The organism is Ruegeria sp. YS9 (assembly GCF_024628725.1).
GTDB lineage: Bacteria > Pseudomonadota > Alphaproteobacteria > Rhodobacterales > Rhodobacteraceae > Ruegeria > Ruegeria atlantica_C.
This window is the reverse complement of record NZ_CP102409.1, coordinates 2,301,905-2,325,025: the sequence shown is the minus strand read 5'-3', so window position 1 is coordinate 2,325,025 and position 23,121 is coordinate 2,301,905. Positions and strand designations below refer to the sequence as shown.

Below are 23,121 nucleotides of genomic sequence, written 5' to 3'. Positions count from 1 at the left end.
CTAGCTGCGAAGATCCCCCAAACAGCTGTGGATGTCGTCGAATTCCTCGCGATCACCTCGGGTGACCAGATACATGGGCAAGGGCAAGCTGATACTGTCCTCGACCCGCTCCAGAGCACCCGAGGCCAGATGTTCGGAAATGACGTAATCGGGGAAGTAACCGTTTCCGCCCCGTTGCAGAACATATCGCAGCGCCATCATGCAATTGCCAAGAAATACGGTCTGACCTGACGCCCGTCGCGCCGCCGATCTTACATGATCCTGATAGACTTCGCCCAGTTCGAGGTTGACGAAGATCAGGTCATCGTCCGCGCCGTCAGCCTTTGGCGTCCGGACCAGGGACAAGAGCTCGGGTTCAAGCGCGTACCACGTGACGCGCCGGTCGGATGGCTTTTCATGTGTGATCGCCGCGTCCAGCACATGGGTTGCCACCGCTTCGACCATGTTCAGGTCGTGGTCGTAGTTCAGCGTCAACAGCAATTTGCCAAAGCGCTGTTCAAACCGAACCGCCAGGTCCACCAGCAACGGATCCCAGATGCTGAGTTGGCCGCCCAACCGCAGCGCCGGGCGGTTCTGTGCCTGTACCGGCAGGTCGCGCGATGCAAAGCCCCAAAGGGACAACATCTGTTCCGCATAGGGTTTGAACTGCCGGCCGAACTCGGTCAGCACCGTTCCGCCGGCACCGCGCGTGAACAGCGCCCTGCCGGTTTCCTCCTCGATCAGGCGAATACGCGCGCTGACAGCGGTCTGCGTCACATTCAACTTGCGGGCGGCGGCATGAAAGCCACCGGCTTCGGCCACGCAGAGAAAGGTTTCCAGAGCTTTGAATTGCATGTCGAAAGTATTTTTTGATCATTGTGATAAAATCAATTCATTTTTTTGGAGCTTGGTTTCGAACTACGCTTCCGTTCAGGACATATGCCAAAGGATCAGCCATGCTGGACAAAAGCCACAAACCCACCTGGACCAGTTTCGAGAATGCCACCAAGGCCGACTGGGACGCTGTGATGGCGTATGAAGAGGCTTATAATGCGGCCCTGCCTGACCGCATCCTCGATGCCATCCGCTCGTTGGACGAAGAATGGACGCCCTATCCGGTCAACCGCTATCAGCACAGCCTGCAAGCCGCGACACGTGCTTACGAGGACGGTGCGGATGAAGAACTGGTGGTGGCTGCGCTGATTCACGATACCGGCGATATCCTGTCGCCCTACAATCACGGAGAGCTGTCGGCGGCGATGATGAAGCCTTACGTCAGCGAGAAGACCTATTGGATTCTCAAGCATCATTGCGTGTTTCAGGGGTACTACTACAACCACCACCTGGGTGGCGACCGCAACGCGCGCGACAAGTACCGCGACAGTCCTTATTGGGAGGAGTGTCGCTATTTCTGCCATGAATACGATCAGAAGGCGTTCGACCCGAATTATCCGACCAAGCCGCTGGAGTTCTTCGAACCCATGTTGCGCCGCGTCCTGAACAGGGGCGAAGGCCATATGGAGTTGAACGAAACCGTCGATGACGGCAAAACCGACTAAGTACCGGATCAGGCGGGCCAGCCCGGCCCGCCTGCCTGTTCAGCAGCTCGCCATCAGGCGATAGACGATCTGCGCCGCGGTGAAATCCCACGCCGCGTTGCCGTCGGGGGCCAGTTCGACCACGTCGAAACCAACGCAGCGGCGGCCCTTCAGGGCGTGTTCGACGATGCGAAGCGCCTGATAATATCCCAGCCCACCCGGAACAGGCGTGCCTGTCGCGGGCATCTGCGCCGGGTCCAGCCCATCAACGTCAAAGCTGACATAGACCAGTTCGGGGAAATCCTCGGGCAGGTCGACCGAGTGGATGTGACCCGTCACCAGTTCCTCGGCATCGACATGGAAGACGCGGTTCCTCAGACGGCTTTTTGCTTCCTCGGTGGAAAAGGCGCGCACGCCGAACTGGGCCAGTGGGATACCTTCCTCGGCCAGCAGATGCATGACCGAAGCATGAGAGTGTTTTTCCCCCTGATATGCGTTGCGCAGGTCGGCATGGGCGTCGATCTGCACGATACCGAGGGGCTGGCCCAATGCGCGGGCCACACCCATGACCGCGCCATAGCTGAGCGAGTGTTCTCCGCCTAGCGTGACCGGCACCTTGCCGGCGCGGACGGCAGCCTCGGTGCGCTGGGCCAGACGCTCCATGACGTCCGGCAGCGGGCCGTCGCAGTCCAGCGGGGGCTCGGTGAAGATGCCTTCGACGCAGGGCTCGGCGTGGCCCGTGATGCGTTCGAGCTCGTTGCTGGCTTCGATGATCGCGGCGGGTCCGTCTGCCGTGCCCGAACCGTAGGAGACCGTGCGTTCCAGAGGCACCGGGATGACACGGAACCGGGCGTCTTCGCTGCGTTCGGCATCGGTCAGTTCACTGTCGAGAAAAATGCTCATGAAAGTCTGTCCTTGAAGTCGTCGTAGCCGAATTCCCTGATGATCTTAAGCTCGTCGGTTTCGCTGTTCCACAGGGCGATCGTAGGCAGGGGAACGCCGTTGAACGTGTTGGTCTTGACCATCGAGTAATGCGCCTGATCCAGAAAGGCAAAGCGCTGCCCGATCCGCAACGGCTCGGCCCAGATGTAGTCGCCGATCACGTCGCCCGCCAGGCAGGATGGACCGCCCAGACGATAGGTGTGGCCGGTTTCGGCCTCGTCCATCAGGGCGGGACGATAGGGGGCCTCGATCACGTCGGGCATGTGGCAGGTGGCCGAGATATCGGTGATGGCAAGGTCCATGCCGTTGTGCGGCAGGTCGAGGATTTCGCCCACCAGGATGCCTGCGTCGAGCGCCACGGCCTCGCCGGGTTCCAGATAGACCTCGACGCCGTATTTGGTGCGGATGGCCTTGATGAAGTCCACCAGCCCGTCGCGGTCATAGTCGCTGCGGGTGATGTGGTGGCCGCCGCCGAAATTCAGCCATTTCAGGCCGTTCAGGAAGGGGGCGAGTTTCGGCTCGACCGCGGCCCAGGTGCGCGCCAGAGGCTCGAAGCCCTGTTCGCACAGCGTGTGCATGTGCAGCCCGTCCACACCCTTCAGCGCCTTGGCGTCCAGCTGGCTGACCGGGGTGCCGAGGCGCGAACAGGGGGCGCAGGGGTCGTATTTCGCGACCTCGCCTTCGGAATGTTCGGGGTTGATGCGCAGCCCGACCTGCCGCCCTGCGGCCTGTGCCTTGGTCAGAAAGCGGTCTTTCTGCGCCGGGCTGTTGAAGATGATGTGATCCGAGAGCGCGAGGATTTCGTCGATGTCGGAATCCTTGTAGCCCGCGCAGAAGGTCGCGACCTCGCCGCCATATTCCTCGCGGCCCAGCCGGGCCTCGTAGATGCCGCTGGCGCAGGTGCCGCCGAGATACTGGCGCACCAGCGGTGCCAGCGCGAACATCGAAAAGGCCTTGAGCGCGGACAGGATATGTGCGCCTGACCGCTCGCCGATATCGGCGAGAATCGTCAGGTTACGCTCCACCGCCTTTTCGTCGACGACGAAACAGGGTGACGGCACGCGTGTCAGGTCGAAGTGGCGGAAGGCTCCGGCGTCTCCGGCCTGTGTGGTCATCATGTCGGACATGTCGGGCGTCTCCGATTGTGGAGAGGCCGGGGGCGCTGCCCCCGGACCCCCGGAGTATTTGGTACAAGATGAAGTCTGAAAGGATTAGAATTCGACCGGGCCGTCGAGTTCGTGGACCTGCCAGGGAAGGCCGTGGGTGTTCAGCATGTCCATGAAGTCATCCGGGTCGAGCTGCTCCATGTTCCACACGCCCGGTTCGCGCCAGTTGCCTTTCAGCACCTGTGCCGCGCCGATCATGGCCGGGACGCCGGTGGTGTAGCTGACGGCCTGGCTGCCGACCTCGCGGTAGCATTCCTCGTGGTCGCAGATGTTGTAGATGTAGTACGTTTTCTCGCCCGAACCGTCCTTGGCCTGACCCGTGGCGATGTCGCCGATGCAGGCCTTGCCCTTGGTTTCCGCGCCCAGATCACCGGGATCGGGCAGCAGGGTTTTCAGAAACTGGATCGGGATGATTTCCTTGCCGTCATGCATCACCGGGTCGATGCGGGTCATGCCGACGTTTTCCAACACTTTGGCGTGGGTGATATAGGCGTCGCCGAAGGTCATCCAGAACCGGGCGCGCTCGATCTCGGGGAAATGGGTCGAGAGCGATTCCAGTTCCTCGTGATACATCAGGTACATGTTCTTGGGGCCGATGGCGGGGAAGTCGAATTCGACCTTGTGGGTCATGGCGGGAGAGTGCTTCCATTCGCCGTTCTCCCAGTGGCGCACCTCGGCCAGGACTTCGCGCAGGTTGATTTCCGGGTTGAAATTGGTGGCAAATTCCTGATCGTTCTGGCCGCCATTGGCGTCCAGCACGTCGATCTGGCGGATGGTGTCCAGCTTGTGTTTCTTGAGCCACTTGGCAAAGACGGATGTAACGCCCGGATCGAAGCCCGAGCCGAGGATGGCGGTCAGGCCGGCCTGCTTGAACTTGTCCTGATAGGCCCATTGCCAGTGGTATTCGAACTTGGCTTCGTCCTCGGGCTCGTAATTGGCGGTGTCGAGATAGTGGCAGCCGGCCTCGAGGCAGGCATCCATCAGCACCAGGTCCTGATAGGGCAGGGCCAGGTTCACCAGGATCTCGGCACCTGTTTCCTTGATCAGCTTGACCGTGTCTTCGACCTTGTAGGCGTCAAGCTCAGCCGTCTTGATGTCGACGCCGGTGCGTTCCTTGACCGATTTGGCGATGGCGTCGCATTTCGACTTGGTGCGGCTGGCCAATGTGATTTCGGTGAAGATGTCCGAATTCATCGCCATCTTGTGCACGGCGGCGTGGGATACGCCGCCCGCGCCGACAACCAGTGTTTTTCCCATGGGGTAGTCTCCTCTCACAGGGGGTTATTCGTAATAGGTGTAGCCGTTGATCGAGTCGCGATAGGCGCTCATCAGGGTTTTGCGGTCCTTGGCTTTCAGAGTACCGGTCGATATCGCCTCGTCCACCATTTTGCGGAAGGCGGCGACGCAGTCGGTCGGGTCGAATTCGACATAGGACAGCACCTGACTGATCGTGTCGCCCTCTTGTTCGTGCAGCAGGTCGAACCCTCCGTCAGCGCGCAGGTCGATGGTGACGACGTTGGTGTCGCCGAACAGGTTGTGCAGATCGCCCAGCGTTTCCTGATAAGCGCCGACGAAAAAGACGCCCATGAAGTATTCATCCTGTTCCGGCAGGGAATGCACCGGCAAGCTGGGCGAGACGCCATCAGCCAGGATGAACCGGTCGATCTTGCCGTCGCTGTCGCAGGTGATGTCGGACAGAACCGCGCGGCGGTTGGGTGTCTGGTTCAGGCCCTGCAAGGGCACGATCGGATGCAGCTGGTCGATCGCCCAGACGTCGGGCAGGGACTGAAACAGCGAAAAATTGCAGTGGTAGATATCGGCCACTTTCTCGAGCTGGTCGTCCACGTCGGTTTCCAGATCGTCACTGGCCGCCAGTGACTTGAGGCGGGCCACCAGCGACAGATAGATCCGTTCGGCGCGGGCCATCTGGCGCAGGTCTACATACCCACGGCGGAACAGGGCGCGCAATTCGTTGCGGTAGAAATTGGCGTCGTTCCAGCATTCCTGAAGACGGTCTTTGCTGAGATAGCCGTGCACCGCGGCAAGGTCCGAAACCATGTGATGATCGTCGGCTTCAACCTCGGGGCCGTTGGGCGCATCGTACAATGTGCTTTCCAACACGTTGAACACCAGCATCGACGATGTCGCCACCACAGCGCGACCGCTTTCGGTGACCAGCGTCGGGTGGTCGATTTCGGCCTCATCCATCGCGTAGGCCACGGTTTCCGCCACGTTGGCGCAATATTCCTCGACCGTGTAGTTGATCGAGTTTTCAGCCGCCTTCTTTTCACCGGTGTAATCCACGCCCATGCCACCGCCGAGGTCCAGATGGGTCAGTGGCACGCCTTCGCGGGTCAGTTCGGTGTAATAACGGCATGCCTCGCCCACCGCGCGGCGTACGTCGTTGACGTCCTGTACCTGCGATCCCAGATGCGAGTGCTGCAACTTCAGGCAATGCAGAAGGCCCGCATCGCGCAGCTTGTCCACAGTGGCCACCAGTTGATCGGTGTTCATGCCAAAGGCGGACCGGTCACCCGAGCTTTCTTCCCATTTGCCGCTGATCTGGTTGGTCAGTTTCACCCGCACACCAATCAGCGGTTCGATCCCCAGTTCCTTGTAGACCTCGATCACCGTGTCGGCCTCTTTCGGGCTTTCCAGAACGATCACCGTGTTGAAGCCGATTTTGCGGGAAAGCGTGGCCAGTTGGATAAACTCGGCGTCCTTGACGCCGTTGCAGACGATCAACGCCTCGCTGGCCAGACGATGCGCCAGCGCGATCACCAGTTCGGGTTTGGACCCGGCCTCGAGCCCATAGTTGTATTTCTTGCCGAATTCGACGATCCGGTCGACGACCTGGGCCTGCTGGTTCACCTTGATCGGGAACACACCGCGATAGCTGCCCCTGTAACCGACGCGGGCGATAGCATCCCGGAAGCTTTCGTTCAGATGCGCGATCTCGTGTTCCAGATAGGAAGAGACGCGCAGAACCATCGGGGCCTTGATGCCGCGGTCATCCAGATCGCTGAGAATACCGGGCAGGCTGATCGCATCAACCTCGGGTGCCAGGGGGTTGCGCAGACCGATCTCGCCCTGCTCCGTCACCTCGATGAGGCCTTTGCCCCATTTCTCAACCCCGTAGATGGAATGCGGTGCGTCCGGCGTCTGTTTCAATCAAGTCGGTCCTTAACGTAGGGGTGCCAGTTTCGCGACCGCCAATACGGCAGCTGTTTGATTCTTCCAAGCCTAAACTATGTGACGGAAAAATCCGAATTTCATGCCGGTGGGTTGATCGGGACCAGATGATTGTCCCACTGGCACTTCGCGCGGGTCCGGATCTTGGGGTGCGCAGTGGTCAACGCGCCGAACACACCGGTTCCGGTGGTGAAAACCAAGCCGTTCGGGCCGGATCCAAGCCCGCAGACATCCTCAAGCTCGAACGCATCCCTGAATGTGCCACTGGCCACGTCGAACCGATGCAGCGCGTTGCCGCGCGGACAGGTGATGGCAACGGTTGCGCCATCCGCCGAAAACGCGATGCTGCCCGCATAACCCTGTAGCGTGCCTTGGTCCTGCTCCGGGGCGGACAGAAGGTGCGGGGTTTCCCCCTGACGGTGCAGACCCAGCAAGGGCGGATGTTCGGCCTTGCTGCCCTGCCACTGCATCGCAAAGCCTACCAGCCCGTCGCGACGGACCGCCAGATGGCGGATCGAGTTCTTGTGAAGCGCAAGCGTCAGCGACACCTGTTCCTGAACCAGGCCCGACAGGGAAAGGTAGGTCAGATTGGGCTCCATCGTCGGCAGGTTCAGCTTCGTGCGCCCGGTTTCGGGATGGGTTTCGATCCCGCCATTGGCAATCACAAGCGTTTTTCCACCCGGCATCAGCCGCATGTCATGCGGACCAACGCCACCGGACGAAAACTCGCCCAACCGCGCAAAGGTTTCTGCGTCCCAGACGCCTATGATACCTTTTCCGGCCTCGTAATCGTTTTCAGTGGTGAAGAAATGCGCGCCATCCGCAGAAAAGGTGCCGTGACCATAGAAATGCCGACCTTCCGGCGCTGTCAGCTGCGCGGTCTGCGCGCCTGATGCGCAATCGACCACGACGGCAAAAGTACCGGGTCGGCGCGCAAAGGCAACGGCCTGTGCTTTGACAGGATGCGCCGCCGCCGCATGCCCGCGCGCGGGCAGGGGCACGGAAAACAGGAGTGCTCCATGTGCATCCAGTCCGGCCAGTCGATACGAACCATCCGGAAACAGCCCCGCTGCCAGAAAATCCGGCCTGCCCACCGAGGCCCATCCACGAACCGGAGTCAGAGAGGTTGCAGCAAGCCCTGCAAGGAAGCGGCGACGCGATGTCATTTTTCAGTCCCCGTCCAGCGAATTGAAGCCAGCGCTGATGCCCAGTGTCGGGCCAAGTTCGGATGAAGCAATGGCGCGGATGTCATGGATGGACTGTTGCAGGGCCTCGATACGGAACCGGGCCTGCGGATCCGCAACGCCGGCCAACGCCGGGTCTTCGATGGCCTGGGCATTCTCGATCGCGCGCGCAAAGGCGGCATCCAGATCGGCGGCAATTTCGGGGTGATCAAAAGCCAACCGTGCCGCAAGATCACGAAGGGCCATCAGCGAAAGCTCGACGTGGCGCAAGGATCGCTCCGACCGCCACGCTTCGGCGCGGTTGGGGCGCGGGCGATCGAACGTGCCCAACGGGCGACCAAGCCGTGTGTCGGCCGTGAATTCAAGACCCGTGGACAAAGCCTTGAACAGTTCCTGCATGGCTTCGTCCTGCGTTCGGTAGCGGCTGCTCTCGCCGGGTCGGGTCAGGCTGGGGGCATAGCTTTGCCAGTCCTCGGCCATCGCCCGGGCATTGGCATCAATATCCGCCGCGATCGCCTGGATCAGCGCGCAGCGGTAGTCCGCATCGCCCTGCTCTGCAAAGGCGGGATCGAACAGCATCCGTTCGAGCGCAAAGAATCCGCGCCCCGCTATGGAGGTCTCGGCATAGGTGTTCGGGCTTTGCACGGCGTCATCCTCGGTTGCGATATGCTGGGACAGGGCCTTTGAGGTGAACCCTTTCGTATCGGGCCAGAACGCCATGGCAAACGCACGATCGTCGACCTCGGTCGGACCGAACCGCAGATGGCTGGCGGAAATCCAGCTGTCGAAGGCCGCGTCATAAGCCGCGCGCAGCGCCGGTGAGGTCGGATCGCAATCCACCCGGGATGCACTGACCAGAGCCCCGGTTGTTTCCGGCAGTTTGCCGACCCGGGGCAGAATATGTGTCTCGGCCACGTCCATCAGGATCGGCGCGCGATCCTGCGCCTGCGCGGCAAGCGGCATCATCAACGCGACAACAAGAGTAAGAATATGCATAGGTCAGAGGCTCTCCAGAAAACGGATCAGGGCGTCTCGGTCAGCTTTCGGCATCGACACAACTGCATCGCGGGCGGCCTGGGCTTCGCCCCCGTGCCACAGGATCGCCTCGAGCAGATTGCGGGCCCGCCCGTCATGCAGAAACTGCGTGTGGCCCGAGACGCGTTCGGTCAGACCTATGCCCCACAAAGGCGGCGTCCGCCATTCGCGCCCCGTCGCGCGGGCCTCGGGGCGGTGATCCGCCAAGCCTTCGCCCATGTCATGCAGCAGCAGGTCGGTATAGGGCCAGATCAGCTGAAAGCTGTGCTCGGGCCGATCTTCCAGCCGGTGGGTGACATGGGCCGGAGTATGACACGATGCGCAGCCGGTCGTGTGAAACACCTCTTTGCCGCGCAACACCTTGGGGTCGTCGACATCACGGCGACCGGGCACACCCAGATTGCGGCTGTAGAAATCCACCAGGTCCATGCCCTGCTGATCGATCTCGAACTCGCGCGTATCGGTGTCGCCATGCGGGGCCTCGACGCAGTTCACCTGCAAATCCGTGCAGTCCCCCTGAGGTGCCGGGTAAAGCGGGCTTGAAATACCGATATCCCCGGCAAAGGCCGCGGCAGATTGCTCCATGACTGTCGGCATGCCTGCCTTGTGCCCGAACCGTCCCATCATGGGCGCACCGTATTCAACAGACCAGACGATGTTCGGACGGCCCGAGATGCCGTCCCCATCCACGTCATCAGGGTCAGCCTTGGCCAGCAGGTCTTCGACCGGGATCGCCTCCAGCAGCCCAAGCCCGATCATCTGCGGTGCGACCCGCGGGCTCAGCATCGCATCGGGGTGCAGCGGGCCATAGCCCAGATCCGCGGCCCGATAGGTTGGCCGGCGCAGAGCGGCGGTTTCACCGTCAGAAAGCGCGATGCGGATTTCCTCATACGAGATATCCAGCCGATATTCCGCCGGATGTCCCGCAAGTGCGAAATCCTGCATCTGCCCGCCATAGTTGGGTTCGGGCCGGGTGGCGATGTAGTCTTCGATCCCTCCATACCCGTCTTCCGGCGCACCGGGGATCGAGACCCGGAGGAACATCGAGACCGCGTTGTCATCAGGTCCGTTGGGTGTGTGCCCCCGCCCATCCTTGATGTGGCAACGCTGGCAGGATCGTGCGTTGTACAGCGGCCCCAACCCGTCAGAGGCCAACGTGGATGATGGTGACGAAACCCAGATTTTCTTGAACAACCCGTTGCCGACCTTGAAATCCAGCTCCTGTTCGAAGCTCAGATTGCCCGAGGGTTGCGAGAACGCATCCGCGTCGTTGCGGACCCGGACAGTCGCCGCCCCGGCAGAGAGTTCTTCGAACGGCTGCGACACGCCATAATCCTGCGGGGGCGCAGTCGCGGCGGCAATGCGGGCGCGTTCCTCATCGGTGCGGGGGGTGACATTCAGATGCAGGTCCCGCAGCTCGGCTGACAGGGAAGGGGTGGCCGCCAGGGCGACCACCGACAAGGCAAGAAGGCTATTCGCCTTCGTCCATTTTCGATGCGTTGAGTTGCGCATAATTGGCTTCGCCGATCCTTTCATACAGGTCGAGCTGCGTTTCGAGGAAGTCGATATGTCCCTCTTCATCGGACATCAACTGTTCGAACAGCGACATGGAGACAAAGTCGCCGGCCTCCCGACAATATTCGCGCGCTTCCTTGTAAAGAGCCCTTGCGTCGATCTCGGCCGCCAGGTCGCATTCCAGCGTTTCCTTCGGCGTCTGCCCGATCCGCAGCGGGTCCAGCTTCTGAAGGTTGGGGTGGCCTTCCAAAAAGATGATCCGTTCGATCAGCTTGTCCGCGTGGCCCATCTCTTCGATGCTTTCCTCGCGGCTTTTCTTGGCCATATGGCCAAGGCCCCAGTCTTCTTGCAGGCGGTAATGCAGCCAGTATTGGCTGACGGCCGTCAGCTCATGCCGCAGAGACTTGTTCAGATATTCGATGACCTTCGGATCGCCCTTCATCAGCTTTCTCCTGTGTTGCTCCGGCACGCAATGTGCGGAGTTGCATCGGTACGCCCAGATTACCGCTGGCCCGCATTGTGTCTAGGAACAGCGGCATGCACCCGCCACAATCCGCCGATTTGCCAAGGGCATGGTAGATTTTGCCGGGGGTGATGATGGTCTGCGGATCCGCCGTGCGCATCCAGTCGATGGCCGCGCGGATGTCGTGATCGGATATGTTGGTGCAGTGGCAGACAATCATTGGTCTTGGCTCGTTTCGCCGCCTCTACAGGCGATCAGAAAAGGTTGCACGGGCCGGAAAGAAACCCTCTCCGGCCCGCTTGGGTTTAGTGAAAGACGGCGTCCGGGTTGTCCAGGCTGTCTGACCCTTCAAACGCAACCCCGTCCAGTTCCAGCGCTGTTACGATGCGCTCGATGGTCTTGGTCTGATCGATCAGGCCGTTGACGCCGCCCATGATCAGGGCCTCACCGCCTTTGTTGCCGCGCTCAAGCATCTGGTCATAGGCAAATCCTGCCTCGGCTGTTGTCTTGATCTTGCCCAGGGCCTGCATGGTGGCGGCCAGTTTCGCTTTCATCTCGGTATCCAGCGCCGGATCGGTGGCGATGACCAGGTCGGCCAGAGATGCGCCCGAAACCGGGGTGCCATCTATGCGGGTATAGCTGCCCAGATAGACGTTCTGGATGCCCAACCCGTCATAGTAATGGCTGTTGTGGGTGTTGTCCGAGAAGCAGTCATGTTCTTCTTCGGGATCGTTCAGCATCAGGCCAAGGCGCATCCGTTCACCGGCTTGCTCACCATAGGAGAGAGAGCCCATGCCGGTCAGGATCGCGCTGACACCTTCTGCTTCGTTCTCCATCAAGGCTGCGCGCGCCGCTCCGCCGTCTTTCCACTGATCCGCCATCCAGGCCAAGTCGCTGACCAGCAGTTCGGTCGCAGCGCTCAGGTATTGCGCACGACGGTCGCAATGGCCGCCGGTACAGTCCTCGCCCTGCGCATAATCGGTGGCCGGGCGGTTGCCGGCGCCAGCGCCATGGCCGTTCATGTCCTGGCCCCACAGAAGGAACTCGATGGCGTGATAGCCGGTTGCCACATTCGCCTCGATACCATCGGCTTCGTGCAAGATGTCGCTCAGCAGTTCGGGGGTGATTTCGCTGGCATCAATGGTCTCGCCCGACAGTTGGAAGCTGGGGTTGGCGATGACATTCAGCACGGCAAACTCGTTTTCGTCCGTCGCGCCGCCATAGGCCGCGTCAACATAGTCGATCAGACCTTCGTCCAAGGGCCAGGCGTTCACCTTGCCTTCCCAGTCATCAACGATGGCATTGCCGAAGCGATAGACTTCCGTTTGCTGATAGGGAACACGGGCAGCAACCCAGGCCGCGCGCGCCGCGTTCAGCGTTGCGTCCGACGGATCGGCGATCAGTGCGTTGACCGCATCCTGCAATTTTCTGGCTGAAATCAGGCTGTCCTCAAATTTGGCTTCCGCAATATTGGCATAGGTGTTCAGTACATCCGCCTTGGTGGGGGCATCACCCGAGATCGCGGCGGTTGCCATGCAGAACGTCAGGGCGCTGGCAGTGGTGAATAACTTGGTCATAGGAGTTCGGTGCTTTCCTGTCAGAACTGTCGGATCGTGCGGGAATGCCCCGCGGGTTTGGCGAAGAAATAACTGAGTTATTTAGTCGGCAATGTCAACCTGAGTTTTATTGTCAGATATAGGCGGGGGCTGTTGAACCCAACAAGCCTCCCCATATCTGGCGGGCTCCGATCCGAGGGATAGCATTGCGTGGCAGGTGATTCGCGTTAAAATCACTGGTGTGATTCTGTTTAAGGCGGTTGTTGGTTAATGAAGTGCTCTGTTCTGGCCTTGTCTCTCTTTCCGGCAGCTCTTGCTGCTCAGGCGACGCAGATCACGTCCACCCATCACCATGGGTCCGGTCAATTGGAAATCGTGCTCACGGACACGGGATTTTCGCTGTCCCTCAGGGTTCCAAGCATTGACATCATCGGGTTCGAGACCCCGGTAGCCAGTGATGACGAGCGCACGCGTGTCGCCATCGCGATTTCCGAACTGTCCAAGCCGCTGGACCTGTTTGTCGTCCCGCCCGAGGCCGTGTGCTTTACTGCATCTGCAAACGTGATCCTGACGCATGATGTCCCGGGGCAGCAGGACACCGCGGGCGAGGGGGGCACGTCATCCACGGCGGGAGAACATTCGGAATTTCAGGCTGACTACGTTGTTCAATGTCAGGATATGGATGCGCTGAACGCGATAGAATTTGCGTATTTCCAGCGGTTCAGCGGGACAAGGAAGCTGAACCTTCGCGTCGGAGCAGGCGCGGAGAACAGCACCCATGAAATCACGCGCGCCGCGCCCAGGCTGGATATGACGCAAATCCGTTAGAGATGGCGCTTGAGCGCCTGTTGGGCGGTGTCAGGCAAGCAGCCGAAGCTGTCGAGCCAAGATTGCCCCGTCCATCCCTGGGGCACCGGGCAGAAAACGAACTCCTCAGATCGAAGCAGATTGTTTCCCAGTGCGGTCCCTGAATGCGGCAATGAGTGAAGCCCATGAATTATAGTTTATTTGCAAGATGTCATGATCTTTGAGGCTGCCGGATTCCGTTGAATCACAAATCTCCAATTGAGGCAAAGATTAACGAATAAGGGCACAAGAATCGCATGGATGACAAGTTCTCGCAAAACTTATGCCAATATCCAAATCTATTGGTACATCATCCTGTCGATCTGTTGACTAGTCCGGTTTTAATGAGGGGGTATCTCGGCAGGGTTAGGGGGATGCCCGTTCAGGCCCGTTTTGGGCCGGTGAATCGCGGCATCCCCTGCCGTATAGGTCAGGGCAAATCCACCACCAGACCCACCGCCAGACCCACCGCCAAACAATGTCAGTCGATCTTGTTGCGCTGCGCGTGCGGGGTAACGCCAAAGCTTGACCGGTAGACGCGCGAAAAATGGCCCGGGTTTTCAAAGCCGCAGGCCACGGCAACCTCGGTGACGGATGCTTCGGTCTGAAGCAACAGTTTCTGGGCGCGCGCCAGCCGCATTTCCATGAAGTATTTCTTGGGCGACGTGTTGAGGTATTTGCCAAACAACCGCTCAAGCTGTCGGGTTGAAATGCCAAGCTCTTCTGCAATGAACGAAGGCGAAACCGGGGTTTCGATACTGTCCTGCATGATGGTGATCGCCTTTGCCAGGTGCGCATTGCGCATTCCGTTGCGTGATTGCAGGGAAACCCGTTGTTTGGCCGTGGCATTGCGTACCGCGTTATAGACCATCTGATCCGCCACATCGATGGCCAGTTCCTCGCCGTGGTCGCGTTCGATCAGGTGCAGCATCAGATCCGCCGTTGCGGTCCCGCCAGATGCGGTAATGTGCTTTTCGTCGGCCACGAACACGCTGCGCACCAGATTGACCTCGGGAAAGGCCTCCATGAACGCGTCGTGGTACTCCCAGTGGATCGCCGCCTGCATTCCGTCGAGAAAACCAGCCTCGGCCAGCACCCACGCCCCCGAGCACAGGGCGCCGATTTTCGTGCCACGCGCACGTTCGCGGCGCAGGGTTGCAAGCAGAGGGCGGGTGACGTGGTCACGCATGTGAATGCCCGACAGGACAAACAGCTGATCACATTTGGCCAGACCCTGAAGACCGGAATGCACCAGCGTGACGGATCCGTTCGAGCACACGGCCTGCTCGCCATGTTCGGACACAAAGGACCAGCGGTACAATTCTTCGCCACTCACCAGATTGGCGATCCGCAACGGTTCGACCGCGCAGGAAAACGCAAGATGCGAGAACTCCTCGACAAGGATGAACGAGATGTGCCGCGTCTGAGGCATGAGCAGTACCGTTTGCAAGCTGGGACAACGCCCGAAACCTGAGTCTATTTCGCCGGCTTCCATGCTGCACGAATTCTTTTTGTATACAAGTTGTATTTTAATGGAATACAAAACTGTGACCGCACGCGATTCGACTGCGGACGCCGAACAGAAGGATGGGGCCAAAGCATGAAAGACGAAGCCAAATCTCGCAAAAGCGCGCTGAGAGAGCACCTGAAAGTGTCCATCCTGACGCTGCGCCTGCGCCCGGGCGCCGATCTGGACGAGGCGCATCTGTCCGAGGAATTCGGCTTGTCGCGCACGCCGCTGCGCGAGGTGTTTCGTCAGTTGGCTGGCGAAGGTTATCTGGACTTGCGGACAAACCGCAGCGCCCGGGTTTCCGAGATGTCCTATACCACCCTGCGCGACTTCTTCCTTGCCGCGCCCATGGTATACGGAGCAATCCTGCGTTTGGCGGCTTTGAATGCGACGAACGCCCAGATTGATGATTTGAAAGAGGCCCAGCAGGCGTTCAAGGCGGCCCTTCGGTCCGGGTCCGGCGAGGACCGTGCCTTGGCCAACAACCGCTTTCATGACGTGACGGGCGAAATGTCCGGCAATGTCTACCTGCTGCCGTCGTTCAACCGGCTGCTGATCGATCACGCCCGGATCGGTATGACGTTTTATCGGCCACAGACTGGCGAAATGTCGGAAAACCTGTCGCTGGCCAGCCAGCAGCATGACGCGATCATCGCAGCCATCGAGGCGCGCGATGAAGCGACGGCGGCGCAGTTGGCGGAAGATCACTGGAACCTGTCACGCGATCAGATCGAGATGTTCGTGATGCCTGACGCGCTGGATGTCCCGATGGGCGTCCCGCCTCTTTCGAAACCTGCATGAGGACGGAATGAACCCGATTTTCAAGTTTGAGGGGATCTATACCCCCGTGGTCACGCCCTATCACGACGATGGCAGCGTGAATTGGGGCGCCTTGTCCGACGTGATCGAATACCTGATCGAGAATGGTGTGCATGGCCTGATCTCGGGTGGTTCGACCGGTGAGAACTATGCGCAGACTGTGGAAGAACGGCTGGAACTGGCCCGGTTCACGCAGAAGCAGTTGAAGGGCCGGTTGCCATTGGTGGTTGGCACAGGCGCGATGCTGACGCCGGATTCTATTGCTCTGGCTTCGGGCGCACATAAGATCGGCGCAGACGCAATCCTGCTTGCCAGCCCGCCATATTCGGTGCCGACTGATCGGGAAAACGCGCTGAATGCACTGGCCATCGACAAGGCCGCCGATCTGCCTGTGATGCTGTACAACTACCCGCACCGCACCGGTACGATGATGGGCGAAGAGTTCCTTGACCGTGTGGGCCGCAGCCGGAATTTCTGCGGCATCAAGGAAAGCTCGGGCGATATCAACCGGGTGCATTTGCTGGCCCGCGACTATCCACATATCCAGCTTGGTTGCGGCATGGATGATCAGGCGCTCGAATTCTTCGCCTGGGGCGCGCCGTTCTGGGTGTGCGGCGGGTCGAACTTCCTGCCTGCCGAACATGTGGCGCTGTATCAGGCCTGCGTGGTTGAAGGCAATTTCGCAAAGGGCCGCCGGATCATGTCCGCGATGATGCCGCTGATGCGGGTGCTGGAACAGGGTGGCAAGTTCATCCAGACCATCAAGCATGGCGTTACCATGAACGGGATCAGCGCGGGCGGGGTGCGGCCTCCGCTGAAGGGCTTGAACAAGGACGACAAGCGCGCGCTGGAACAGGTCACGCGCGTGCTGAAAAAGACAATCGCCGACATCGTGGCCGAGGGGTAAGAGACATGGATCTGCTGACACAGGACGAATACAAATCCATCGCCGCAGGCCTGACCCTGCCGACCGGGGCGTTCATCGACGGCGCCTTCCGCCCGGCGATCTCGGGCGAGACGTTTGCAACCGTAAACCCGGCCACCGGCGACAAGCTTGCCGATATCGCGTCCTGCGGCGCAGCGGATGTGGATTTTGCGGTCGAAAAGGCGCGTGAGGCCTTCGACGATGGCCGCTGGTCGAAACTGCACCCGTCCGAGCGCAAGGACGTGCTGATCCGGTTGGCCAAGCTGATGACCCGCAATGCCCGCGAACTGGCGGTGATGGAAAGCCTCGACAGTGGCAAGACCATCTATGACTGCGAAACCGTGGACGTGCCCGAGACCATCCATTGTCTGAAATGGCATGCCGAAGCGATCGACAAGATCTACGATCAGGTCTCACCCGCCAGCGACGACCATATCGCAATGGTCGTGCGAGAGCCCATCGGCGTGGTGGGGCTGGTTCTGCCGTGGAACTTCCCCCTGCTGATGCTGGCGTGGAAGATCGGGCCTGCCTTGGCGGCGGGATGCTCAGTGGTTGTAAAGCCCGCGGCTGAAACCTCGCTGACCGCGTTGCGTATGGCCGAACTGGCGATGGAGGCTGGTCTTCCCCGTGGCGTGCTGAACATCGTACCGGGTGGAGGTGCCGATGTGGGCGAACCCATCGGGCGGCACATGGATATCGACATGGTGTCCTTCACCGGCTCGACCGTCACCGGCAAGCGGTTCCTGACCTATTCGGCGGAAAGCAATGCCAAGGAAGTGGTGCTTGAGATGGGCGGCAAGAACCCTGCCATCGTCATGGACGACGCCGAAAACCTCGACCGGGTGGCGGCGCATGTGGTGAATGGTGCGTTCTGGAACATGGGCGAGAACTGCTCGGCCTCGTCGCGCCTGATCGTGCATAAAGACGTGAAGGCCGAACTGCTGGACCGCATCGCGCATCACGCCAAACAGTGGAACACCGGCGACCCGCTGGACCCTGAAACCCGCATGGGCGCGCTGGTCAGCGAAGGGCATTACAACAAGGTCTGCGGATATCTCGATCAGGCTGAAAAGGTGGTGATCGGCGGCAAGGCGGACAAGGGATTTGTCGAGGCCACCGTCGTCGAAGTGCCGGGCAATGACACCGTGCTGGCCCGAGAGGAGATCTTTGGCCCGGTCCTGTCGGTGATCGAAGTGTCGGGCTTTGACGAGGCCATCAAGATCGCCAATGACACGGACTATGGCTTGTGTGCCTCGATCTTCACCGCCAACGCCAGCCGGGCCATTCGCGGTGCGCGGGCCATCCGGGCAGGGACTGTTACAGTAAACAGTTTCGGCGAAGGCGACATCACCACGCCGTTTGGCGGCTACAAGCAATCGGGCTTTGGCGGGCGCGACAATTCGATCCATGCGCATGATCAGTACACCCAGCTGAAAACCATCTGGATCGATCTTGCCGACGACTCCGACGAGGCGGTGGATTGACGCGGTACGAGGCCAAAAGACTGCCCCGGCAGACGGGCCCGGCAGGATGGAATGCCATCCTGCCGCCCCAGGATCCTCTGCCGGTGCTCGAACAGGATCTGATCGCCGACATCACCATTGTCGGCGGAGGGTTTGCCGGGCTGACGGCGGCGCGGCGATTGCACCAGCTGGACCCCTCGCTGAAGATCGCCCTGTTGGAAGCGGGTCGGTTTGCGGATGGTTCGGCGGGGCGGAACTCGGGGTTCATGATCGACCTGCCGCATGATCTGGCCTCGGACAATTACGCAGGCGATGGGTTGGATGCGGACCGCGCCGCCATTGCCCTGAACCGCAAGGCCATCGCCTTCGCGACCGAGATCGCCGCCGATTGCGACCTGCCGCAAGAGGTGTTCGACCCTTGCGGCAAATACAATGCAGCCGCCACACGGGCAGGAGACGCCCATAACCGCGCCTTTGCCGGGCATCTGACCAAACTGGGTGAGCCGCATACTCTCTACGACCAAAAGCAGATGCAAGAGATCACGGGCAGCCCGCATTATGTTTCGGGGCTGTTTGCGCCGGGGACGGTGATGATTCAGCCGGCGGCCTATGTACGGGCGTTGTCGGGTAAACTGGCTGGCCAGATTGACGTATTCGAGAACTCGCCAGTCACCAGCTTTGCAAAGCAGGGCACAGGCTGGGTGGTCAACACCGCCAAGGCCAAAGTCAGCACCGGGCGGATCATCCTGGCCAACAATGGTCATCTGGAAAGCTTCGGGTTCTACCAACGGCAATTGATGCATATCTGCCTCTACGCCTCGATCACGGACCCGCTGACCGAGGCGCAGATCAAGACACTGGGCGGACAACCGCGCTGGTCGGTGACACCGGCGGATCCGATGGGCACCTCGGTCCGGCGCATTTCGGGCAGCTACGGGGATCGCATTCTGATCCGCACCGGATCCAGTTTTCACCCGACGATCGAAACCAGCCGGATGCGGTTGCGCAATGCCGGCTGGGTGCATGACCGCAAGTTCCGGGAACGCTTTCCGCATCTGTCGGATGTGCGGATGGAGCATCGCTGGGCCGGGATGCTGTGCCTCAGCCGCAACGGATCCGCAGCGTTCGGCGAATTGGAGGATGGCGTGTTCTCGGCCTGCTGCCAGAACGGCCTGGGCATCGCCCGTGGCACCCTGCAAGGCATGGGCATAGCGGAACTGGCGCTGCAAGGCGGATCAGAGATCGGGGATCACTTTCTGGCGCAGCCGGACCTTCCGCGATTGCCGCCCGAGCCCTTCGCCTCGCTTGGGGCGAACAGCTATTTGATCTGGAAAGAGTGGCGGTCCGGCAAGGAATGACGCGCAGGCGTCAGGGCAAGCTCAGCTTGGTCATGCGCCCACCGTCTATCGTAAAGACCTGCCCGGTGATGAAACCCGCATCCCCGGACGCCAGAAACGCGACGAGCGCGGCAACTTCTTCAGGCCGCCCCGTTCGGGCCACCGGGTGGATCTTGGCAATGTCGCGACGGAATGCGGACGGGTCGGGCATGGATTCGATGAAATCCTCGTTCAACTCGGTATCGATCCAACCGGGCGCGACGGCGTTGCAGCGGATACCCTCGGCCCCGTGATCGACGGCAACGGCGCGGGTCAGGCCGTGCAACCCCGCCTTTGATGCGCAATAGGCGGCGTGACCGGGATTGCTGCCCAAGCCTTCGATGGATCCGGTGTTGACGACAGTGCCCCTGGTGTCGCGCAGATACGGCAGCGCGGCTTTGATCATCAGGAACGGGGTGGTCAGGTTCACCGTCAGGGTGCGGTGCCAGTCCTCAAGGCTCATCCCCTCGACCGAGGCTTCCTGCATCATGCCGGCGTTGTTGACCAGCACGTCCAGACGCCCGGCCAGGGCAGTCACTTTGCTGACCACCTGCGCGGGGCTGTCGGGAAGGGTAAAATCCGCGGCGATGCCGTGGAATTCGGTGTCCTCGCCACGTTGGGCGGTGAAGACCCGCGCACCTTCGACCTGCAAACGTCGGGCGATGGCCCGGCCAATGCCGCTGCGCCCACCGGTGACCAGCGCCACCTTTCCGTCGAACCGCTTCATGAAACCGGTTTCCCTCCGTTGACCTCGATCAGCGCGCCACAAACATAACGCGACGCGTCCGAGACAAGGAACATGATGACGTCGGCGATGTCCTCGGGCTCGGCGATCCGGCCCAGCGGCACGGTCCGGCCCAGTTCGGCCACGGCCGTATCGGGGTCAAAGCCCCGCTTTTCAAAGCCCGAACGCAGCATCGGGGTATTCACCTCGTTCGGGCATACCGCGTTGATGCGGATGCCCTGATGGGCATGATCCATGCCCATACATTGGGTCAGGGACGCGATGGCCGCCTTGGTCATGCAATAGACCGCATGATTGGGGCCGGGGCGCAGCCCCCAGCAGGACGAGGTGTTGACGATGGTCCCGCCGCCAGCTTTCGCCATGATCGGAATTGCAGCGCGGCAAATGCGGAAAGGGGCTTCGACATTGACACCCAATGACAGAGACCAATCCGCATCAGACGTATCCGTGACCGACCCGCGCGTGATGACGCCCGCATTGTTGATCACGATGTCAAGCCCGCCCAATGCGGAGGCGGCTTCGCCGGGCAGTTGGTCGGCATAATCAGAATCAAGCAGATCGCCGGGCAGATGCGCCTCGGCCTCGATGCCATCCACAGATCGGTCTGCAACGGCGACCCGTGCCCCCGCATTGCGCAGCCGTTGAACGATTGACGCCCCGATGCCACCAGCCGCGCCAGTGACCAGAGCCGATTTTCCATTCAGGTTCATGAAGTCACCCATTGTTGGAACCATGCGACAGGTGTTCCGAGCAGGCTTTCATCAGGAACCACGCCCAGCCCCGGCCCGGTTGGCGGCGCGATATGCCCGCCCTTGATCCGGGTGCCGTTTTCGGGATCGCAGTTGCCTTCGATATACGGTGCAGCCAGCCAGACGCCTTCCACCAGGTCGAGCCGAACGGTTGCGCCGTTATATGCGACGGTTTTGACCAGCGTGGTATCCAGCGCCCGGACCTTGGCACTGGCCTTGGTGTCGGGTTCGTTTTTGACCGGCAGGTCGTGGCTGTGGATATGCAGTTCGACGATCTTCATCTTGTGTACTTGTCCTGACCGGAAAAAAGGACTCACCCGGATGACGGGCGGGCCAGTAAGCGGAGTGTGGATCAGTATGTCTGGTTCAACTCATCCGCCGCCGGGATCTCCCTCTCGCGGCGGGCGATATAGTCCAGAAGGGCCTCGTTCCTGGCTTCGTCCAGTTTGGGTTCTTGATATTCGGCCAGCAACTTCCGTGCATGTTTCAGGGCGCGTTCGGTGATTTCAATTTCACCTTCGGCGACCCATTGTTCGATCGAGTTGTTGTCGAACAGTTCCGGCATGAAGAACGCGGTCTGGAAGTTGTCCTGCGTGTGCGGATGACCCAGATAATGCCCGCCGGGCCCCACATCGGGAACCGCAGCCAGGGCCTCATCGAAATCGTGCCATTTCGGCCCTTCGGCCATGCGGTAAGCCATCGCGCACTGTTCGGCGTCGACGATGAACTTGGCGACCGAACAATGCATGCCCGCCTCGTTCCATCCTGCCGAATGCCAGATATAATTGGCCCCGGCGTGAATGACCGCGCTGAGCGTCGTTGCGGATTCGTACCCGGCCTGTGCATCAAAGGTCTTGGCCCCGCCCAGCGTGTTCGAGGTGCGCCACGGAACATCGTAAAAGCGCGCCATCTGGCCGATCATGAAGTTCATCAGGCTGATCTCGGGCGTGCCGGCCATGGGTGCTCCGGATTTCATCGAAACGGTCGACAGGTAATGCCCCCAGATCGCAGGGCAGCCCTTGCGGATCACCTGCGTATAGGCCAGCGCCGAGAGCGCCTCGGCGGTCAGCTGCGCCACGGTCGCGGGCACCGATGCCGGGGTGTTCGCACCACCCAGAACAAAGGGCGAGCACAAAACCGGCTGATTGCGGCGGCAGAAGGCCCGCAATGCACCCAGCATGGTTTCGTCCCACACCAGCGGGCTGTTGCCGTTGCAATTGCCGGTGGTGACCGGATGATCGTCAATGAACCCTTCGCCGAACAGGATATCGCACATATCCATCACATCCTCGGCATTCCTGGGCGAGGTGGTCATACCCATGAAGGTCTTGTCCGAGTATTTCATCGACGAATAGGTGATGCGCAGGTGCCGCTGGCTGATCGGGTGATCGTAGGGCTCGACAATGTGATGGGCCGAGCTGTGCAGCGCCGGCATCATGTGCGACAGCTTGTGGAACATCGCCAGATCATCCAGCGTCGGGTTGCGGCGTACATCGTCCAGATCGCGCAGGAATGGCGCGCCGGTCATCGGCACGAAGATCGCGTGCTTGCCCCCCAGCGCCAGGTTCTTTTGCGGATCGCGCGCGTGATAGGTGAACTGCGCCGGAATGGTCGAGATCAGCTCGCGCACCATATTGCGGTCCAGATAGACCAGTTCGCCGTCAACCTTGGCCCCGGCCTTTTTCCAGTCTTCCAGCGCGACGGGGTCGCGGAACTGAACGCCGACATTTTCCAGAATGTCCATCGCCGCATTGTCGATGCGCTCAACCTGGGTTGCGTCCATGACCTCGCACAGCGGGATGCCTCGGGTCAGGCCCGGCAGCATGTCAAAATTCGGAGCGGAGCGTATGGCACGGCGGGCAGAACGTCCGCCGGAACGCGTGGCAGTGCGAGTGGGCAAGGGGCAATCCTCCAATTTTGAAACAAACTGACGGATTCGCGGCGCGCCCACCTCTCTGATTGCGATATGTGCTTGCAAGAAGCGACACGGGTCATTCCAAATAATTATGCCCCTGCGTAACGAAAAGACGCGGGGTCATTCTTGCCTGTGTGACCTACTTCACAGCCAAGCAAGTGCATACATCTGCAACAGGTAAACGCAGGGTTGATTCAGAAGGC

Annotated in this window: 22 protein-coding genes; 6 read left to right on the top strand and 16 right to left on the bottom strand. The window is 60.6% G+C overall.

Annotated features, from left to right (window positions below; all coding sequences use genetic code 11):
* Positions 1-834, bottom strand: a complete 834-nt coding sequence (locus NOR97_RS11815) for a LysR family transcriptional regulator (RefSeq protein WP_257599217.1) — start codon at positions 832-834, stop codon at positions 1-3.
* A gap of 101 nt (positions 835-935) precedes the next feature.
* Here NOR97_RS11815 and NOR97_RS11810 point away from each other — a divergent pair, with 101 nt between their 5' ends.
* Complete coding sequence (locus NOR97_RS11810) at positions 936-1,538, top strand: HD domain-containing protein (RefSeq protein WP_171206203.1); 603 nt, start codon at positions 936-938, stop codon at positions 1,536-1,538.
* A gap of 39 nt (positions 1,539-1,577) precedes the next feature.
* Here NOR97_RS11810 and speB read toward each other — a convergent pair whose 3' ends face one another.
* The 10 genes from speB to NOR97_RS11760 all read right to left on the bottom strand — a co-directional run bounded on the left by speB (position 1,578) and on the right by NOR97_RS11760 (position 12,591).
* Positions 1,578-2,420, bottom strand: coding sequence for an agmatinase (speB, locus tag NOR97_RS11805; protein ID WP_257599216.1), 843 nt, complete (start codon positions 2,418-2,420; stop codon positions 1,578-1,580).
* Positions 2,417-3,586: a carboxynorspermidine decarboxylase gene (gene nspC / locus NOR97_RS11800; RefSeq protein WP_257599215.1), complete on the bottom strand. Its 1,170-nt coding sequence runs from the start codon at positions 3,584-3,586 to the stop codon at positions 2,417-2,419. Before nspC ends, speB begins: the two co-directional genes overlap by 4 nt.
* A gap of 84 nt (positions 3,587-3,670) precedes the next feature.
* The gene (locus NOR97_RS11795) at positions 3,671-4,882 is read right to left on the bottom strand and encodes a saccharopine dehydrogenase family protein (RefSeq protein ID WP_257599214.1); all 1,212 of its coding nucleotides are present in this window, start codon (positions 4,880-4,882) and stop codon (positions 3,671-3,673) included.
* 24 nt (positions 4,883-4,906) lie between these two features.
* Positions 4,907-6,796, bottom strand: coding sequence for a biosynthetic arginine decarboxylase (speA, locus tag NOR97_RS11790; protein WP_257599213.1), 1,890 nt, complete (start codon positions 6,794-6,796; stop codon positions 4,907-4,909).
* A 101-nt stretch (positions 6,797-6,897) separates the two neighbouring features.
* On the bottom strand, positions 6,898-7,983 hold the full coding sequence (locus tag NOR97_RS11785) for a DUF1513 domain-containing protein (protein WP_257599212.1): 1,086 nt from the start codon (positions 7,981-7,983) through the stop codon (positions 6,898-6,900).
* A 3-nt stretch (positions 7,984-7,986) separates the two neighbouring features.
* On the bottom strand, positions 7,987-8,997 hold the full coding sequence (locus NOR97_RS11780) for an imelysin family protein (RefSeq protein ID WP_257599211.1): 1,011 nt from the start codon (positions 8,995-8,997) through the stop codon (positions 7,987-7,989).
* Between the two features lie 3 nt (positions 8,998-9,000).
* Positions 9,001-10,548, bottom strand: a complete 1,548-nt coding sequence (locus NOR97_RS11775; RefSeq protein WP_257599210.1) for a di-heme oxidoredictase family protein — start codon at positions 10,546-10,548, stop codon at positions 9,001-9,003.
* On the bottom strand, positions 10,508-10,993 hold the full coding sequence (bfr, locus tag NOR97_RS11770) for a bacterioferritin (protein WP_170346155.1): 486 nt from the start codon (positions 10,991-10,993) through the stop codon (positions 10,508-10,510). Before bfr ends, NOR97_RS11775 begins: the two co-directional genes overlap by 41 nt.
* Positions 10,941-11,234: a bacterioferritin-associated ferredoxin gene (locus NOR97_RS11765; RefSeq protein ID WP_170346156.1), complete on the bottom strand. Its 294-nt coding sequence runs from the start codon at positions 11,232-11,234 to the stop codon at positions 10,941-10,943. The genes bfr and NOR97_RS11765 overlap by 53 nt, the downstream gene beginning before the upstream one ends.
* Positions 11,235-11,319: 85 nt before the next feature.
* Entirely contained in the window at positions 11,320-12,591 is a 1,272-nt protein-coding gene (locus tag NOR97_RS11760; RefSeq protein WP_257599209.1) for an imelysin family protein, read from the bottom strand.
* Between the two features lie 249 nt (positions 12,592-12,840).
* On the opposite strand from NOR97_RS11760, the gene NOR97_RS11755 reads away from it, so the two are divergent.
* Positions 12,841-13,398, top strand: a complete 558-nt coding sequence (locus tag NOR97_RS11755) for a DUF2796 domain-containing protein (RefSeq protein ID WP_170346158.1) — start codon at positions 12,841-12,843, stop codon at positions 13,396-13,398.
* Positions 13,399-13,897: 499 nt separating this feature from the next.
* On the opposite strand, the gene NOR97_RS11750 is transcribed toward NOR97_RS11755, so the two are convergent.
* Positions 13,898-14,848, bottom strand: coding sequence for a GlxA family transcriptional regulator (locus NOR97_RS11750; protein WP_257599208.1), 951 nt, complete (start codon positions 14,846-14,848; stop codon positions 13,898-13,900).
* Positions 14,849-15,016: 168 nt separating this feature from the next.
* Here NOR97_RS11750 and NOR97_RS11745 point away from each other — a divergent pair, with 168 nt between their 5' ends.
* Genes NOR97_RS11745 through NOR97_RS11730 form a run of 4 tightly spaced genes read left to right on the top strand, consistent with a single transcriptional unit; the run spans position 15,017 to position 19,491 of the window.
* Positions 15,017-15,727, top strand: a complete 711-nt coding sequence (locus tag NOR97_RS11745) for a GntR family transcriptional regulator (protein WP_170346160.1) — start codon at positions 15,017-15,019, stop codon at positions 15,725-15,727.
* A 7-nt stretch (positions 15,728-15,734) separates the two neighbouring features.
* Complete coding sequence (locus NOR97_RS11740; RefSeq protein ID WP_170346161.1) at positions 15,735-16,652, top strand: dihydrodipicolinate synthase family protein; 918 nt, start codon at positions 15,735-15,737, stop codon at positions 16,650-16,652.
* A 5-nt stretch (positions 16,653-16,657) separates the two neighbouring features.
* Positions 16,658-18,154 (top strand): aldehyde dehydrogenase, encoded by a 1,497-nt coding sequence (locus NOR97_RS11735; RefSeq protein ID WP_257599207.1) that lies wholly within the window; start codon positions 16,658-16,660, stop codon positions 18,152-18,154.
* Positions 18,151-19,491 carry an FAD-binding oxidoreductase gene (locus NOR97_RS11730; protein ID WP_257599206.1) on the top strand — a complete coding sequence of 447 codons (1,341 nt, stop codon included), beginning with the start codon at positions 18,151-18,153 and terminating at the stop codon, positions 19,489-19,491. Before NOR97_RS11735 ends, NOR97_RS11730 begins: the two co-directional genes overlap by 4 nt.
* Positions 19,492-19,501: 10 nt before the next feature.
* On the opposite strand, the gene NOR97_RS11725 is transcribed toward NOR97_RS11730, so the two are convergent.
* From NOR97_RS11725 to NOR97_RS11710, 4 genes are all read right to left on the bottom strand, one after another.
* Complete coding sequence (locus NOR97_RS11725) at positions 19,502-20,236, bottom strand: SDR family NAD(P)-dependent oxidoreductase (protein ID WP_257599205.1); 735 nt, start codon at positions 20,234-20,236, stop codon at positions 19,502-19,504.
* The gene (locus NOR97_RS11720) at positions 20,233-20,964 is read right to left on the bottom strand and encodes an SDR family NAD(P)-dependent oxidoreductase (RefSeq protein WP_257599204.1); all 732 of its coding nucleotides are present in this window, start codon (positions 20,962-20,964) and stop codon (positions 20,233-20,235) included. The genes NOR97_RS11725 and NOR97_RS11720 overlap by 4 nt, the downstream gene beginning before the upstream one ends.
* The gene (locus NOR97_RS21165) at positions 20,961-21,284 is read right to left on the bottom strand and encodes a hypothetical protein (protein ID WP_306976804.1); all 324 of its coding nucleotides are present in this window, start codon (positions 21,282-21,284) and stop codon (positions 20,961-20,963) included. The genes NOR97_RS11720 and NOR97_RS21165 overlap by 4 nt, the downstream gene beginning before the upstream one ends.
* A 71-nt stretch (positions 21,285-21,355) precedes the next feature.
* Positions 21,356-22,903, bottom strand: a complete 1,548-nt coding sequence (locus NOR97_RS11710; RefSeq protein ID WP_257599203.1) for a trimethylamine methyltransferase family protein — start codon at positions 22,901-22,903, stop codon at positions 21,356-21,358.
* Between the last annotated feature and the right edge of the window lie 218 nt (positions 22,904-23,121).

Coding starts and splice junctions, on each gene's coding strand:
- NOR97_RS11815 (WP_257599217.1), bottom strand. CDS start 834: ATGCAATTCAAAGCTCTGGAAACCTTTCTCTGCGTGGCCGAAGCCGGT.
- NOR97_RS11810 (WP_171206203.1), top strand. CDS start 936: ATGCTGGACAAAAGCCACAAACCCACCTGGACCAGTTTCGAGAATGCC.
- speB (WP_257599216.1), bottom strand. CDS start 2,420: ATGAGCATTTTTCTCGACAGTGAACTGACCGATGCCGAACGCAGCGAA.
- nspC (WP_257599215.1), bottom strand. CDS start 3,586: ATGTCCGACATGATGACCACACAGGCCGGAGACGCCGGAGCCTTCCGC.
- NOR97_RS11795 (WP_257599214.1), bottom strand. CDS start 4,882: ATGGGAAAAACACTGGTTGTCGGCGCGGGCGGCGTATCCCACGCCGCC.
- NOR97_RS11785 (WP_257599212.1), bottom strand. CDS start 7,983: ATGACATCGCGTCGCCGCTTCCTTGCAGGGCTTGCTGCAACCTCTCTG.
- NOR97_RS11780 (WP_257599211.1), bottom strand. CDS start 8,997: ATGCATATTCTTACTCTTGTTGTCGCGTTGATGATGCCGCTTGCCGCG.
- NOR97_RS11775 (WP_257599210.1), bottom strand. CDS start 10,548: ATGCGCAACTCAACGCATCGAAAATGGACGAAGGCGAATAGCCTTCTT.
- bfr (WP_170346155.1), bottom strand. CDS start 10,993: ATGAAGGGCGATCCGAAGGTCATCGAATATCTGAACAAGTCTCTGCGG.
- NOR97_RS11765 (WP_170346156.1), bottom strand. CDS start 11,234: ATGATTGTCTGCCACTGCACCAACATATCCGATCACGACATCCGCGCG.
- NOR97_RS11760 (WP_257599209.1), bottom strand. CDS start 12,591: ATGACCAAGTTATTCACCACTGCCAGCGCCCTGACGTTCTGCATGGCA.
- NOR97_RS11755 (WP_170346158.1), top strand. CDS start 12,841: ATGAAGTGCTCTGTTCTGGCCTTGTCTCTCTTTCCGGCAGCTCTTGCT.
- NOR97_RS11750 (WP_257599208.1), bottom strand. CDS start 14,848: ATGCCTCAGACGCGGCACATCTCGTTCATCCTTGTCGAGGAGTTCTCG.
- NOR97_RS11745 (WP_170346160.1), top strand. CDS start 15,017: ATGAAAGACGAAGCCAAATCTCGCAAAAGCGCGCTGAGAGAGCACCTG.
- NOR97_RS11740 (WP_170346161.1), top strand. CDS start 15,735: ATGAACCCGATTTTCAAGTTTGAGGGGATCTATACCCCCGTGGTCACG.
- NOR97_RS11735 (WP_257599207.1), top strand. CDS start 16,658: ATGGATCTGCTGACACAGGACGAATACAAATCCATCGCCGCAGGCCTG.
- NOR97_RS11725 (WP_257599205.1), bottom strand. CDS start 20,236: ATGAAGCGGTTCGACGGAAAGGTGGCGCTGGTCACCGGTGGGCGCAGC.
- NOR97_RS11720 (WP_257599204.1), bottom strand. CDS start 20,964: ATGAACCTGAATGGAAAATCGGCTCTGGTCACTGGCGCGGCTGGTGGC.
- NOR97_RS21165 (WP_306976804.1), bottom strand. CDS start 21,284: ATGAAGATCGTCGAACTGCATATCCACAGCCACGACCTGCCGGTCAAA.